This window comes from Phycicoccus elongatus Lp2 (assembly GCF_000367525.1).
GTDB classification, from domain to species: Bacteria; Actinomycetota; Actinomycetes; order Actinomycetales; family Dermatophilaceae; genus Phycicoccus_A; species Phycicoccus_A elongatus.
Genome location: NZ_HF570956.1, coordinates 2582598 through 2596065, shown reverse-complemented (window position 1 = coordinate 2596065; position 13468 = coordinate 2582598). Strand labels below are relative to the sequence as shown.

Below are 13468 nucleotides of genomic sequence, written 5' to 3'. Positions count from 1 at the left end.
CACCCCTCGCCCGTCGCCTCCGGCACCCCGCAGTGGTGGGCCACCGTCGAGGACGGACCGCACGTGGTCGGTCTGGCAATGCGAGCTGCTCCGTGGTCGCCGTTTCCGGTCCACGTCGCCCCATGCCCGAACCGGCCGCGGCCGCGCTGGCCGACGCGTTGCTCGCCGAGCAGCCCACCGTCACGGAGGTCAACGGTGCCCGCGAGGCCGCCCTCGCGATCGCCGCGCGATTGGCCAGCGCGTCCGCATCGTCGATCGAGACGGCCATGCACCTGAGGCTGCACGAACTGGCCGACCTCGAGGTGCCGGCCGACCCACCGGGGCGCTGGCGACTGGCCACCGTCGCCGATGGTGACGTCGTCCTGGACTGGTACGAGCGATTCCATGCCGAGGCGGACGAGCAAGCCGGTCGACCGCCGGACCCGAACCCGCCACACGTCGCCCCCGGCGAACTCGAGGCACGCATCGATGACGGACTGATGTCGTTGTGGGTGCTCGACGATCTCCCGGTCCACGTGACGGCATGGAACTCACCGGCCCACGGTGTCGTCCGCGTCGGGCCGGTGTTCACCCCCAGAGAGCACCGGGGCCGGGGGTATGCCGCGGCGGCCGTCGCGCGCGTGAGCGCCGCCGCGCTCGAGGCGGGTCATCGGGCCGTCCTGCTGACCGACCAGGCCAATCCGACGTCCAGTGCCCTCTACGAACGCCTGGGCTATCGGCCCGTCACCGACATGGTCAACCTGCGCATCGTCACGAAGTGACCACCGCGCGCCTCGTGCGCGCCCCGGGACGGCGACCGGAGGAGGGGAGCACACGGCATACCCTTGCGTGCATGAGTCCCGTCTTCGACTGCACCACCGCCGAAGGTCTGGCCGACGCTCTCTCGAAGGTCGCCGGCGGCGTCCGTGACGGGCAACTCGTCGTCCTTCCCACCGACACCGTCTATGGCATCGGTGCCGATGCCTTCAGCGTGGATGCCGTGGCCTCCCTCCTGGCGGCCAAAGGCCGCGGACGCGAGATGCCACCGCCGGTGCTCATCGCCGACGCCCGAGTGATCGATGGGCTGGCCACCGACGTTCCCGACTGGGCCCAGGCCTTGGTGGAGCGGTGGTGGCCCGGCCCGCTGACGCTGGTCCTGCGTGCCCAGCCCTCCCTCATGTGGGACCTGGGCGAGACCGATGGCACGGTGGCGCTGCGCGTGCCCGACGACGCCATCGCGCGCGCCATCCTCAACGAGGTCGGTCCGATGGCCGTGAGCAGTGCCAACCGGACCGGAAACCCCGCCTCGCGCACCGTCGTCGAGGCCGCTGCCCAACTCGGGACGAGCGTGACCTTCTATCTCGACGGCGGCCCGTCCCGTGGCGGTCTGGCCTCCACGATCGTCGACTGCACGGGCGAGGAGCCGATCATCCTGCGCGAGGGCGCCCTGGGTGCGGACGAGATCCGCGAGGTCGTCGAGGCGTTCAGATCGCAGCGCGTGACCACCGACCGCCAGACCGACGCCCTAGAGTTGCCCGGCGAGCCCCACCCCGACCCCACTGCGGAGGACACCCAGCGATGAGCGACACCTTCTACGGCTCTGACTTCGGCGCCCTGGACGCCTTCGATCCCGAGATCGCCGCGGTCCTCGTCGGTGAGCTCGAGCGGCTGCGCGGGGGTCTTCAACTCATCGCCTCCGAGAACATGTCGAGCCCTGAGGTCCTGACGGCCCTGGGGTCGACCCTCTCGAACAAGTACGCCGAGGGGTACCCGGGACGGCGCTACTACGGCGGCTGCGTCGAGGTCGACAAGGCCGAGACCCTAGCGATCGAGCGGTGCAAGTCGCTCTTCGACGCCGACCACGCCAACGTCCAGCCGCACTCGGGTGCCAGCGCCAACCAGGCGGTCTACGGCGCCTTCATGAGCCCCGGCGACACGATCCTCGCGATGAGCCTGCCGCACGGGGGTCACCTCACCCACGGCACCAAGGTGTCCTTCTCGGGCAAATGGTTCAACGCGGTGCACTACGGCGTCGACAAGGACACCGAGGACATCGACTACGACCAGGTCGCCGCTCTGGCCAAGGAGCACCGGCCCAAGGTGATCCTTGCCGGCGGCTCGGCGATCCCGCGGCTGATCGACTTCGAGTTCTTCCGCAACCTGGCCGACGAAATCGGCGCGATCTTCTGGGTGGACGCCGCGCACTTCATCGGTCTGGTCGCCGGCAAGGCGATCCCGAGCCCGGTCCCCTACGCCGACGTCGTCTCCTTCACGACCCACAAGGTGTTGCGCGGACCGCGCTCGGGAGCGATCGTCTGCAAGGAGGAGCACAAGGCTGCCATCGACAAGGCGGTCTTCCCGATGATGCAGGGCGGTCCGCAGATGCACACCATCGCGGCCAAGGCGGTCAACTTCAAGGAGTGCGCGACCCCGGAGTACCAGGCCTACGCCACGCAGGTCATCGCCAACGCCAAGGTCCTGGCCGAGGCATTGGGGGAGCGGGGCATTCGCCCGACGACCGGTGGCACCGACACCCATCTGTCGCTGCACGACCTGCAGCCGGTGCTCGTCACGGGTGTCGATGCCGAAGCCCGTTGTGACGCGGCAGGGATTACGTTGAACAAGAACGCCATTCCCTTCGACCCGCAGAAGCCCAACATCGCCTCGGGCATCCGGGTGGGCACGCCGTGCGTCACCACCCAAGGCATGGGTGAGGCCGAAATGCGGACCATCGCCGACCTCATCGCGCGCGCGGTCACCGAGGGCGACGCCGACCCGGACCACGCCGTCAGCAAGGCCGTCCGGGCCGAGGTGACCGACCTCGTGACCCGCTTCCCGGCATACCCTCGCTGACGACGACGCGGTCGGCGTTCGTCGGGTCTGATCACGGGAGAGGAGGGGCTGGGCTGCCGTGCGCGAGTACCTCTTCATCGTGGTGATTGCCGCCGTCGTCACGTATGCCGCGACACCGCTCCTGCGATCCCTCGCCGTCCGTCTGCGGGCCTTCACGCCGGTGCGCGATCGTGACGTGCACTCGGTGCCGATCCCGCGTCTGGGGGGCGTGGCCATGCTGCTCGGCTTCGGCGCGGCCACCTTGGTGGCGTCGGTCCTGCCGTTCAGCAAGCAGATGTTCGAGGGACCGGAGTTGACCGGGGTGCTCTTCGGCGCGGTCATCGTCTGCCTGGTCGGCGCCATCGACGACGTCCACGAACTCGACTGGCTGCTCAAACTTGCCGGCCAACTGCTCGCGGCCGGGATCATGGCCTTCAAGGGGGTGCAACTCTTCTCGTTGCCGCTCGGCGAGACCCTCGTGCTGCCCGCACCGTTGCTGGTCATGCTCACGATCTTCTTCGTCATCCTGGCGACCAACGCCGTCAACTTCGTCGACGGACTCGACGGACTCGCGACCGGCATCGTCGGCATCGCGGCCCTGTCGTTCTTCGTCTACGCCTACCTCATCGCGCGCAGCTACAGTCCGCCGAACGTCTTCACCTCGGCCGCCTTCATCGCTGCGGCCCTGGTCGGCGTGTGTCTGGGATTCATCCCACACAACTTTCATCCGGCGCGAATCTTCATGGGGGACAGCGGTGCCCTGCTTCTCGGGTTGCTGCTGGCCGCGGCGATGATCTCCATCACCGGGACCCCGACGGGCGCTCAGGTCTCGGCCAACCCGACGGCCGCGCTGGTGCTGCCGCTCCTGGTGCCGATATCGATCCTGCTGCTGCCGGTGCTCGATGTCGTGCTCGCCGTGATCCGCCGGACGCGTCGCGGGCAGAGCCCCTTCAAGCCGGACGCCCAGCACCTTCATCACCGGATGCTCATGTGGGGACATGGGCACCGACGCGCCGTCCTGCTGCTCTGGTTCTGGGCAGCCGTCGCCGCCTTCGGCTCGGTGTCCTTCGTCTTCCTCCCACCGTTGCCGGCGTCCGCCCTTTTCCTCGTCATGAGCGTGGCTGCCGGCGTCCTCACCTTCTGGCTGCCGCGAGCCACGGTGGGTGGCCGCGAACCGATGTCGTCATGAGCTCCCGCCGGTCCTGCCGAGTGGCCTCATCGAGCTGCTTGTGATAACTTTCACAAGCGCCCTGACGGGCGCTTCCTGACCCGCCACGAGAAGGCCTCGATGACCTCGACGACGAGCTCGCATGCCGGTGCGCCCTTCGCGCACATGCTGCGTTCGGCCGTGCTGCCGTCGGCGCTCGTGGGCTTGGTCCCGGTCGTCCTCTTCGCCGTCACCGATGGGGTCAAGGGAGCGTGGTCCGCCGGCTTGGGCTGGGCGGTCGCGCTCCTCTTCTTCGCCTCGGGGATGTTCCTCATGAGCCGGTTGGTGCGCAGCGCGAGCCCGCACGCCTTCTTCGCGGTCGCCATGACGGTCTACCTGGGGCAGGTCATCGGGCTGCTGCTCTTCCTCATCGCCTTCCACGGTCGGGACTGGATCCATGGAAAGGCGTTGGGGGTCGCGGCCCTCGTGGTGACCATCGTCTGGCAGGTCTTCGCCATGCGCGCGATGCGCACGGCGCGGATCCCGGTCTATGACGAATCCGCGATCCGACTGGGAGAGGGCTCATGACCTTCCCCGGCGTCGCGAGGACCCGATCCGGTCGGGTAGCGTACGTGTCGATTCCCGGGCAGGACCTGACCCCCGCCCGTGTCCGCTGTGAGGAGAGGCTGTGAGCCTGAGCGTGTTGTCCGCCCAGACCGTCGGAGCACTCGTGACGTCCGGTGACGGCGGGAGCTTCGAGGCTCCGTCCGTTGGTGACTTCTTCTGGCCTGTCATCGGCGGCGACAGCAACTGGGCGCTCACGCGCCCGGCGGTCGTCCTGCTGATCTCCGTGGCGATCCTTGGCTGGTTCTACATGACCGTCGCCGGGCGCCTGTCGCTCGTGCCGAGCAAGCGGCAATGGGTCGCCGAGCAGGGCTACGACTTCGTCCGCAACACCATCGCGCGCGACATCATCGGCGCCAAGGACTTCAAGCCCTTCCTCCCGATGCTGTTCACCATCTTCACGATGATCCTGTTCAACAACCTGATGGGCATCTTCCCGTTCGTCCAGTACCCCACGATGAGCCGGATCGCCTTCCCCATCGTGCTGACGGCGATCGTCTACATCACGTACCACGCGGTCGCGCTCAAGCGTAAGCACGGCGTCATCGGCTACCTGAAGTCCCTGGTGCCACCCGGCCTGCCGCTGTGGCTGCGGCCCATCATGTTCGTGCTCGAGTTCATCACGTACTTCTTCATCCGGCCGCTCACCCTCGCGCTGCGGCTCTTCGGCAACATGATGGCCGGCCACATGATGTTGCTCGTCTTCATCTTGGGCGGCGAGTACCTCTTGGTCCACGGTGGCCTGGGCCTCAAGCTGGCCGGCGTCGCGGCCTTCGCCTTCTCCATCCTGATGACCTTCTTCGAGCTCCTCGTGGAGTTCCTCCAGGCCTTCATCTTCACCCTGCTCTCCGCGCTCTACATCTCCGACGCGGTGAGCGAGCACCACTGATCCACAGCCCGCGGCCAGTGACTCGGGCCGCATCTGCACCATCCAACTGAAGAACCGCCTGACACCTCCGACCGGTAGGTGCCACCGAAAGGAAACAAGGAAATGACTGGGAACATCACGTACCTCGGCTACGGTCTCGCCGCCATCGGCCCCGGTATCGGTGTGGGTCTGATCTTCGCCGCCTACATCAACGGTGTCGCGCGTCAGCCCGAGGCCCGCGGCATGCTCCAGACCATCGCCTTCACCGGCATGGCGCTCACCGAGGCGCTCGCCATCCTGGGTCTGGTCTTCGCGTTCGTCTTCTGAGTCTGCTGCGCATCGCGCAGCACTCGACCCCAATCGTCTTACGCAACAGATAGGGAAGCGACGTGTTCCTCGCATCCGTCACAACCGCCGGTGAGGCCGGGCCCGGGTGGCCCGAGGCCCTGCCGCTCCTGCCGCACCCCGCGGAGATCATCGTCGGGCTCGTGGCCTTCGGGATCCTCTACTGGATCTACAAGACCAAGGTCGTCCCGAAGATGGAGGAGCTCTACGAGCAGCGTGCGGCCGCCATCGAGGGCGGCATGAAGCAGGCCGAGGAGGCCCAGGCGCAGGCGCAGGCCGCCCTGGAGCAGTACCAAGCCCAGCTCAAGGACGCGCGCACCGAGGCGAACAAGATCCGTGAGGACGCTCGCGAGCAGGGTGCGTCGATCGTCTCGGAGATGCGTGGCCAGGCCCAGGCCGAGGCCTCGCGCATCACCGAGTCGGCCAAGCGCCAGATCGACGCCGAGCGCCAGCAGGCAGTCGTCCAGCTCCGGCAGGAGGTCGGCACCCTGTCGACATCCCTGGCGAGCAAGATCGTCGGCGAGAGCCTGGACGACGAGGTCCGCCAGAAGGGCATCGTCGACCGCTTCCTCGCCGAGCTCGAGGCCGGCGACGTCAAGCGCGAGAAGGTCGGCTCCGCCGCGGAGTCGGGTCAGGACGCCTGATGCGTGGATCGTCGCGCGGCGCCGCCGCCACGGTGCAGGAGGCCTTCGACGCCGCCCTGTCCGGTGGTGTCGACCGCTCGGGCCTGGCCGAGGACCTGTTCGCGATCACGTCGGTCGTCGACGGCAACGCCTCGCTGCGCCGGGCCCTGGCCGACCCCTCGGGTGAGCCCGCCGCCAAGCGGGCCCTGGCCGAGCGCCTCTTCGGCGGCAAGGTCGGCGACGGGGCCATCGGGCTCGTCGCCCTCGCCGCCGAGCAGCGCTGGGCGGACGAGCGCGACTTCAGCGACACCCTCGAGTCCACCGCCGTGTCGAGCCTGCTCGCCCGCGCCGAGGCCGAGGGTCGGATCGACGACGTCGAGGACCAGCTCTTCCGCTTCGAGCGCATCGTCGCCGGTGACACCGCCTTGCGCGACACCCTCTCCAGCCGCAACACCGACGGTGCGGGCAAGGCTGGCCTCGTGGCCACGTTGCTCGAGGGGAAGGCGCACCCGGAAACGATCCGGCTCGCCCAGCAGGCCGTGCGGGTTCCCCGCGGCCGTCGGCTCGACCGGGTGCTCGCGGCATACCTCGACCTTGCCGCGAAGCGGCGCGACGAGCTCACCGCCCTGGTGACGGTGGCCTCCGCGCTCACCGAGCAGCAGGCGGCACGACTGCGCACCCAGCTGGAGACGATGTACGGCAAGTCGGTCTCGCTGCAGACCGTCGTCGACCCTCACGTCCTCGGCGGCATCCGCGTCCAGGTCGGCGACGAGGTCATGGACGGCACGATCAGCGCTCGCATCGACCAGGCCCGCCGACACGTGACCGGCAACTGACCACAGCCTTTCCCAAGCACCACCGACCAGAGATTCGGCCCGACCGCGGACCGAGCGAAACAGGAGAAGAAGACACATGACGGAGCTCTCGATCCGTCCCGAGGAGATCCGGGACGCCCTGGACGGCTACGTCCGCTCCTACGAGCCGGGCGCCGCCTCCCGCGAAGAGGTCGGCCGCGTCACCGACGCCGGCGACGGGATCGCCCACGTCGAGGGGCTGCCCTCGTGCATGACCAATGAGTTGCTCCAGTTCGAGGACGGCACGCTGGGCATCGCGCTGAACCTCGACGTCCACGAGATCGGCGTCGTCATCCTCGGTGACTTCTCCAAGATCGAGGAGGGCCAGGAGGTCAAGCGCACGGGAGAGGTCCTCTCAGTTCCCGTCGGGGACAACTTCCTCGGTCGCGTGGTCGACCCGCTCGGGAACCCGATCGATGGCATGGGCGACATCACGTCCGAAGGCCAGCGCGCGCTCGAACTGCAGGCCCCGAACGTCGTCCAGCGCAAGTCGGTGCACGAGCCGCTTCAGACCGGCCTCAAGGCCGTCGACGCCATGACCCCCATCGGGCGCGGCCAGCGCCAGCTCATCATCGGTGACCGCCAGACCGGCAAGACCACGGTCGCGGTCGACACGATCATCAACCAGAAGGAGTTCTGGGAGACCGGCGACCCGGACAAGCAGGTTCGCTGCATCTACGTCGCGATCGGTCAGAAGGGCTCGACGATCGCATCCGTCAAGGGCACGCTCGAGGACGCCGGCGCGATGGAGTACACCACCATCGTCGCTGCCCCAGCCTCCGACTCCGCGGGCTTCAAATACCTCGCCCCCTACACCGGCAGCGCCATCGGTCAGCACTGGATGTACCAGGGCAAGCACGTCCTCATCGTCTTCGACGACCTGTCCAAGCAGGCTGAGGCCTATCGCGCCGTGTCGCTGCTGCTGCGCCGCCCGCCGGGTCGCGAAGCCTACCCCGGTGACGTGTTCTACCTGCACAGCCGGCTGCTCGAGCGTTGCGCGAAGCTGTCCGACGACCTCGGTCACGGCTCGATGACCGGCCTGCCGATCATCGAGACCAAGGCCGGTGACGTCTCGGCCTACATCCCGACCAATGTCATCTCCATCACCGACGGCCAGATCTACCTCCAGGCCGACCTGTTCAACTCCAACGTCCGCCCGGCCATCGACGTGGGTGTCTCGGTGTCCCGAGTCGGCGGTGCCGCGCAGATCAAGGCGATGAAGCAGGTCTCCGGTCGACTCAAGCTCGACTTGGCCCAGTACCGCGCCCTCGAGGCCTTCGCCATGTTCGCCTCGGACCTCGACCCGGCCTCCAAGGCCCAGCTTGCCCGTGGCGCCCGCCTCGTCGAGTTGCTCAAGCAGAAGCAGGCCAGCCCGCTGCCCGTCGAGGAGCAGGTCGTCTCGATCTGGGCCGGGACCACCGGCCAGCTCGACTCCGTTCCTGTCGAGGACGTCCAGCGCTTCGAGACCGAGTTCCTCGACCACCTGCGGCGCACCAAGTCCGACCTGCTCGGTGCCATCCGGGAGACCGGTAAGTTCGAGGAGTCGACCGAAGAGGCCCTCAAGGCCCTCATCGACGACTTCAAGAAGGGGTTCGACAGCGTGGGCAACGACGGCCTCGTGGCCGGTAACGAGGCGGAGGAAGGTGCCGCTGACAAGGCACTGGACTCCGACCAGGAGCAGATCGTCCGCCAGAAGCGCTGAGTCGTATGCCGCGGGCCCCCACCCGGGGGCCCGCGGCACCCCCACCCAGCCCCACGGCATACCGAAGCAGAGACAGGAAGGCGGAACAGTATGGGAGCGCAGATCCGGGAGTACCGGCAGCGCATCCGCTCCGTCAGCGCGACGAAGAAGATCACCCGCGCCATGGAGCTCATGGCGGCCTCGCGCGTCGTCAAGGCGCAGCAGGCCGTCCGTGAGTCGACCCCGTACGCGCGGGCGCTCACCCGGGCCGTCTCGGCGGTCGCGACCTTCTCCAACGAGGATCACCCGCTGACCTCGGAGAAGGAGGACGTGAAGCAGGCGGCGGTCCTGATCATCGCGGCCGACCGCGGCCTCGCCGGTGGCTACAACTCCAACGTCCTCAAGGAGAGCGAGCGCCTCGTCGCCCGACTCGTCGACGAGGGCAAGGAGGTCAGGGCCTACTTGGTCGGGCGCCGCGCGGTGAACTTCTACACCTTCCGCCGCCGCGACTTCGTCGCGGAGTGGACCGGGTTCACCGAGAAGCCGACCTTCGAGAACGCGCGTGAGATCGGTGAGAAGATCGTCGCCGACATCACCGACCCGGACCCTGACTCCATCGACGAGGTGCACGTGGTCTACACGCGCTTCGTGTCGATGGTGACCCAGGAGCCGCAGGTCATCCGCCTGCTGCCGCTCGAGGTCGTCGAGGGCGAGGAGAAGCCGGCCAAGGAGGACCTCCTCCCGCTGTACTCCTTCGAGCCCAGCGCCGAGGGCGTGCTCGACGCGCTGCTGCCCAAGTACGTCAATGCCCGACTGTTCAATTGCCTGCTCCAGGCCGCCGCGTCCGAGCTCGCCGCCCGCCAGCGGGCGATGAAGTCGGCGACGGACAACGCCGAGGAGCTCATCAGGAAGTACACCCGACTGGCCAACCAGGCCCGTCAGGCCGAGATCACCCAAGAGATCAGCGAAATCGTCGGCGGCGCCAGCGCCCTTGCCGAGAGCAAGTGAGGAATCAGAACATGACTGCCACTGTCACCGAGACCACGGAGACCAAGGCCGGCGGCGTCGGTCGCATCTCCCGCATCATCGGCCCGGTCGTCGACGTCGAGTTCCCTGTCGACGCGATGCCGGACCTCTACAACCTGCTGACCGCCGAGGTCCAGAACACCGATGGGAGCGAGGGCACCAAGATCCTCAACCTCGAGGTGGCCCAACACATCGGCGACAACATGGTCCGCGCCATCTCCTTGCAGCCCACCGACGGTCTGGTCCGCGGCACGGCCGTCCAGGACACCGGCGACCCGATCATGGTCCCCGTGGGTGACGTGACCCTGGGTCACGTCTTCAACACGACCGGTGTCTGCCTCAACCTCGAGGAGGGCGAGACCCTCGACATCACCGAGCGCTGGGGCATCCACCGCAAGGCCCCGGCCTTCGACCAGCTCGAGTCCAAGACGGTCATGTTCGAGACCGGCATCAAGGTCATCGACCTGCTCACCCCCTACGTCCAGGGTGGCAAGATCGGCCTCTTCGGTGGCGCCGGGGTCGGCAAGACGGTGCTCATCCAGGAGATGATCGCCCGTGTGGCCCGCGACCACGGTGGTGTGTCGGTGTTCGCCGGTGTCGGTGAGCGCACCCGTGAGGGCAACGACCTCATGGTCGAGATGGAGGAGGCCGGCGTTCTCGGCCAGACCTCGCTCGTCTTCGGCCAGATGGATGAGCCGCCGGGCACGCGTCTGCGCGTGGCCCTCTCGGCGCTGACGATGGCGGAGTACTTCCGTGACGTCCAGAAGCAGGACGTGCTCCTCTTCATCGACAACATCTTCCGGTTCACCCAGGCCGGTTCCGAGGTGTCGACCCTCCTTGGTCGTATGCCGTCCGCTGTGGGTTACCAGCCCACCCTCGCCGACGAGATGGGTGTGCTCCAGGAGCGCATCACCTCCACGCGTGGTCACTCGATCACCTCGATGCAGGCGATCTACGTGCCGGCCGACGACTACACCGACCCGGCTCCGGCGACGACCTTCGCCCACCTCGACGCCACGACCGAGCTCTCCCGTGAGATCGCCTCGCTCGGTATCTACCCGGCCGTGGACCCGCTGACCTCGACGTCGCGGATCCTGGACCGTCGCTACATCACGCCCGAGCACTACGACACCGCAGTGCGCGTGAAGTCGATCCTGCAGCGCAACAAGGAACTGCAGGACATCATCGCCATCCTCGGTATCGACGAGCTCTCCGAAGAGGACAAGATCCTCGTCAACCGCGCTCGTCGCATCCAGCGATTCCTGTCGCAGAACACCTACGTCGCCAAGCAGTTCACCGGCATCGAGGGTTCGACGGTTCCGCTGGCCGACACGATCGAGGCCTTCACCAAGATCGCCGATGGCGACTACGACCACGTCGGTGAGCAGGCCTTCTTCATGTGTGGTGGTCTCGACGACGTCGAGCGCCAGTGGGCGGAGATCCAGAAGAACCTGTGATGTCAGCGCCGGGCCGGCTCCCTGCTGAGGGGGCCGGCCCGGCGGCATACACTGCAGTCAAGCACCCATCCCTTCGGAGGCAATCCTCGTGAGCACGTTGCAGGTCGAACTCGTCGCCGCGGACCGCAAGGTCTGGGAGGGGCCCGCCAACCAGGTCTCGGCCCGGTCCATCGACGGTGACCTGGGCATCCTGCCCGGCCACCAACCCATCTTGGCCGTCCTGGTCCAGGGCGAGGTGCGCATCCACCACGACGGGACCGTGGGCACCGCAGTCATCGACAACGGCTTCCTGTCGGTCAACAAGGACGTCGTGACGATCGTGGCCGAGGACGTCGACGCGTCCAAACTGGGCGCCTGAGGTCGAGGGCCGCAGGTGGCGATGACGGCTCTCACGACAGCAGAGCTGATCCTTGCCGCCCTCCTGGCCTTGGTCGTCCTGACGCTGGCCTTCATCTGGCTGCGTCGCAAAGTCATCGCGCGCGGCCATGACCTCATCCTCGGGGCGATCCGCACCCCTGCCGACCCTCGCTGGCGCCTGGGTCTGATTCGCCTGCGGGGGGATCAATTCGAGTGGTTCTCCGTGGTCGGACCTCGGATGCGGTCAGAGCGCTCTTGGGCCCGCCACGATCTCGACCTGGGTGCCCCGACCCCTGTCGATGTCGACATCCCCGGCATACCGGGGGCGGTCATGGTCGACACCGGCCGTCATCAGACCGAACTTGCGCTCTCGCCGCCGAGCTACACCGCCGTCCGGGCGTGGCACGAGAGCAGTCCGCCGGGGTTCAACGTCAACGTGGCCTGACAATCATCTTCTGCGTGACGCAGAAGATGTCTTTGCGTCCGGTTAAAACCGTGCGACCGGCGAATTTCTGCGTCACGCAGAAGGTGTCTTCTTGGTCCTCGGGTCAGCGACACGGCCACCGCCGGGCTGCCACAGGACATCTCCGCCGGCGTCGAGGTTGGCCACCCGGGCAAGGATGAACAACAGATCCGAGAGCCGGTTGAGGTATGCCGCACACACCGCGTTGACACCGCCCTCACCCTTGGCGTCGCCCGGCTCGGTCCCGTGGGTCTCGATGGCCCGCCAGGTCGAGCGCTCGGCGCGGCGGACGACGGTCGTGGCAACGTGCAGGTGGGCGCTGCCCACGGTGCCTCCGGGAAGAATGAACGAGCGCAGCTTCTCGAGCTGGTCGTTGAAGGTGTCGCAGTCCGCCTCGAGTTCGTCGATCCACTCCGCCTTGACCCGCAGTGGTTCGTACTCGTAGGTCTCCTTGAGCGGCGTCGAGAGGTCGGCGCCGACGTCGAAGAGGTCGTTCTGCACACGTCGGAGCACTGCAACCACGTCATCGCCGAGCCCACCGGCCGCCACAGCAACGCCGATCGTCGCGTTCGCCTCGTTGACATCGGCATAGGCGGCCAGTCGTGCGTCGGTCTTGCGTGTCCTCCCGAAGTCGCCGAGCCCGGTGGTGCCGTCGTCGCCGGTCCGGGTGTAGATGCGCGTGAGGTTGACCATGGCTCCCACCCTTGCAGCCTTGACCGTTTCTTGACCAACTGTGTGAAACATCCGGACGTGTTCAGCACGTCATTCAGGTGTAACACGAGTCACACTGGGTTCACCATCGGGCGCAAGGGGGCGACATGCGGGGTCAGGGACTGGTCATTCGGAGTGAGGCGGAGGCCCACACCACGATGCTTGCGCTGTCGGGCCACTTGGATGTCGCGGCCACGCCCGATGCGCGTCGCGACCTCCACATCCTGATCGACAGCGGCGACACGCCCATCCGACTCGACCTCGGCGCGTGCACCGTGCTCGACGCCACGGGTCTCGGGCTGCTCGTCGAACTCCAGCGTCGGGCCCACCGGCGCGGGCGCCCCCTCACGATCGTCGCCGCCGACGCCCGCACCCGTCGGCTCCTTCGCCGGGTGCGTCTGGGCCGCCTGCTCCACGCGCTCGAGGCCGATCACCTCGGCTTGGTGGACGAGCCCGCCACCGCCTGACCGGAACTCAACTCGCAGCCGACACCACCCATGC

General features: G+C 67.7%; 16 protein-coding genes. 15 read left to right on the top strand and 1 reads right to left on the bottom strand.

Features of this window, described 5'->3' with window-relative positions; genetic code table 11:
• Positions 1-122 precede the first annotated feature (122 nt).
• The 14 genes from BN10_RS12505 to BN10_RS12440 all read left to right on the top strand — a co-directional run bounded on the left by BN10_RS12505 (position 123) and on the right by BN10_RS12440 (position 12238).
• Positions 123-761: a GNAT family N-acetyltransferase gene (locus BN10_RS12505; protein WP_010851618.1), complete on the top strand. Its 639-nt coding sequence runs from the start codon at positions 123-125 to the stop codon at positions 759-761.
• 71 nt (positions 762-832) lie between these two features.
• The gene (locus BN10_RS12500) at positions 833-1561 is read left to right on the top strand and encodes an L-threonylcarbamoyladenylate synthase (RefSeq protein ID WP_010851617.1); all 729 of its coding nucleotides are present in this window, start codon (positions 833-835) and stop codon (positions 1559-1561) included.
• Entirely contained in the window at positions 1558-2832 is a 1275-nt protein-coding gene (locus BN10_RS12495) for a serine hydroxymethyltransferase (RefSeq protein ID WP_010851616.1), read from the top strand. Before BN10_RS12500 ends, BN10_RS12495 begins: the two co-directional genes overlap by 4 nt.
• Positions 2833-2890: 58 nt before the next feature.
• A complete protein-coding gene (locus tag BN10_RS12490) occupies positions 2891-4000 on the top strand; it encodes an MraY family glycosyltransferase (protein ID WP_010851615.1) in 1110 nt (369 codons plus the stop codon).
• A 99-nt stretch (positions 4001-4099) separates the two neighbouring features.
• On the top strand, positions 4100-4546 hold the full coding sequence (locus BN10_RS12485) for a hypothetical protein (RefSeq protein ID WP_010851614.1): 447 nt from the start codon (positions 4100-4102) through the stop codon (positions 4544-4546).
• Positions 4547-4646: 100 nt separating this feature from the next.
• Positions 4647-5471 carry a F0F1 ATP synthase subunit A gene (atpB, locus tag BN10_RS12480; protein WP_010851613.1) on the top strand — a complete coding sequence of 275 codons (825 nt, stop codon included), beginning with the start codon at positions 4647-4649 and terminating at the stop codon, positions 5469-5471.
• 102 nt (positions 5472-5573) lie between these two features.
• Positions 5574-5777 (top strand): ATP synthase F0 subunit C, encoded by a 204-nt coding sequence (gene atpE / locus BN10_RS12475; RefSeq protein WP_010851612.1) that lies wholly within the window; start codon positions 5574-5576, stop codon positions 5775-5777.
• A gap of 62 nt (positions 5778-5839) precedes the next feature.
• Entirely contained in the window at positions 5840-6439 is a 600-nt protein-coding gene (locus tag BN10_RS12470) for a F0F1 ATP synthase subunit B (RefSeq protein WP_010851611.1), read from the top strand.
• Complete coding sequence (locus BN10_RS12465; protein WP_010851610.1) at positions 6439-7254, top strand: F0F1 ATP synthase subunit delta; 816 nt, start codon at positions 6439-6441, stop codon at positions 7252-7254. The genes BN10_RS12470 and BN10_RS12465 overlap by 1 nt, the downstream gene beginning before the upstream one ends.
• A gap of 76 nt (positions 7255-7330) precedes the next feature.
• Positions 7331-8974 (top strand): F0F1 ATP synthase subunit alpha, encoded by a 1644-nt coding sequence (gene atpA / locus BN10_RS12460; protein WP_010851609.1) that lies wholly within the window; start codon positions 7331-7333, stop codon positions 8972-8974.
• Between the two features lie 90 nt (positions 8975-9064).
• Positions 9065-9961: a F0F1 ATP synthase subunit gamma gene (locus BN10_RS12455; protein ID WP_010851608.1), complete on the top strand. Its 897-nt coding sequence runs from the start codon at positions 9065-9067 to the stop codon at positions 9959-9961.
• A gap of 11 nt (positions 9962-9972) precedes the next feature.
• Positions 9973-11436 (top strand): F0F1 ATP synthase subunit beta, encoded by a 1464-nt coding sequence (atpD, locus tag BN10_RS12450; protein WP_010851607.1) that lies wholly within the window; start codon positions 9973-9975, stop codon positions 11434-11436.
• 88 nt (positions 11437-11524) lie between these two features.
• Positions 11525-11794 carry a F0F1 ATP synthase subunit epsilon gene (locus BN10_RS12445; RefSeq protein ID WP_010851606.1) on the top strand — a complete coding sequence of 90 codons (270 nt, stop codon included), beginning with the start codon at positions 11525-11527 and terminating at the stop codon, positions 11792-11794.
• 21 nt (positions 11795-11815) lie between these two features.
• On the top strand, positions 11816-12238 hold the full coding sequence (locus BN10_RS12440) for a DUF2550 family protein (RefSeq protein ID WP_040751714.1): 423 nt from the start codon (positions 11816-11818) through the stop codon (positions 12236-12238).
• Between the two features lie 72 nt (positions 12239-12310).
• Here BN10_RS12440 and BN10_RS12435 read toward each other — a convergent pair whose 3' ends face one another.
• Positions 12311-12949: a cob(I)yrinic acid a,c-diamide adenosyltransferase gene (locus BN10_RS12435; RefSeq protein WP_010851604.1), complete on the bottom strand. Its 639-nt coding sequence runs from the start codon at positions 12947-12949 to the stop codon at positions 12311-12313.
• A gap of 125 nt (positions 12950-13074) precedes the next feature.
• On the opposite strand from BN10_RS12435, the gene BN10_RS12430 reads away from it, so the two are divergent.
• Positions 13075-13434, top strand: coding sequence for an STAS domain-containing protein (locus BN10_RS12430; RefSeq protein WP_010851603.1), 360 nt, complete (start codon positions 13075-13077; stop codon positions 13432-13434).
• Positions 13435-13468: the final 34 nt, after the last annotated feature.

What these genes read in the sequence shown, in the direction of transcription:
- BN10_RS12455 (WP_010851608.1), top strand. Translation starts at nt 9,065, where the DNA reads ATGGGAGCGCAGATCCGGGAGTACCGGCAGCGCATCCGCTCCGTCAGC.
- atpD (WP_010851607.1), top strand. Translation starts at nt 9,973, where the DNA reads ATGACTGCCACTGTCACCGAGACCACGGAGACCAAGGCCGGCGGCGTC.
- BN10_RS12485 (WP_010851614.1), top strand. Translation starts at nt 4,100, where the DNA reads ATGACCTCGACGACGAGCTCGCATGCCGGTGCGCCCTTCGCGCACATG.
- BN10_RS12495 (WP_010851616.1), top strand. Translation starts at nt 1,558, where the DNA reads ATGAGCGACACCTTCTACGGCTCTGACTTCGGCGCCCTGGACGCCTTC.
- atpE (WP_010851612.1), top strand. Translation starts at nt 5,574, where the DNA reads ATGACTGGGAACATCACGTACCTCGGCTACGGTCTCGCCGCCATCGGC.
- BN10_RS12435 (WP_010851604.1), bottom strand. Translation starts at nt 12,949, where the DNA reads ATGGTCAACCTCACGCGCATCTACACCCGGACCGGCGACGACGGCACC.
- BN10_RS12505 (WP_010851618.1), top strand. Translation starts at nt 123, where the DNA reads ATGCCCGAACCGGCCGCGGCCGCGCTGGCCGACGCGTTGCTCGCCGAG.
- BN10_RS12440 (WP_040751714.1), top strand. Translation starts at nt 11,816, where the DNA reads ATGACGGCTCTCACGACAGCAGAGCTGATCCTTGCCGCCCTCCTGGCC.
- BN10_RS12465 (WP_010851610.1), top strand. Translation starts at nt 6,439, where the DNA reads ATGCGTGGATCGTCGCGCGGCGCCGCCGCCACGGTGCAGGAGGCCTTC.
- BN10_RS12500 (WP_010851617.1), top strand. Translation starts at nt 833, where the DNA reads ATGAGTCCCGTCTTCGACTGCACCACCGCCGAAGGTCTGGCCGACGCT.
- BN10_RS12430 (WP_010851603.1), top strand. Translation starts at nt 13,075, where the DNA reads ATGCGGGGTCAGGGACTGGTCATTCGGAGTGAGGCGGAGGCCCACACC.
- atpA (WP_010851609.1), top strand. Translation starts at nt 7,331, where the DNA reads ATGACGGAGCTCTCGATCCGTCCCGAGGAGATCCGGGACGCCCTGGAC.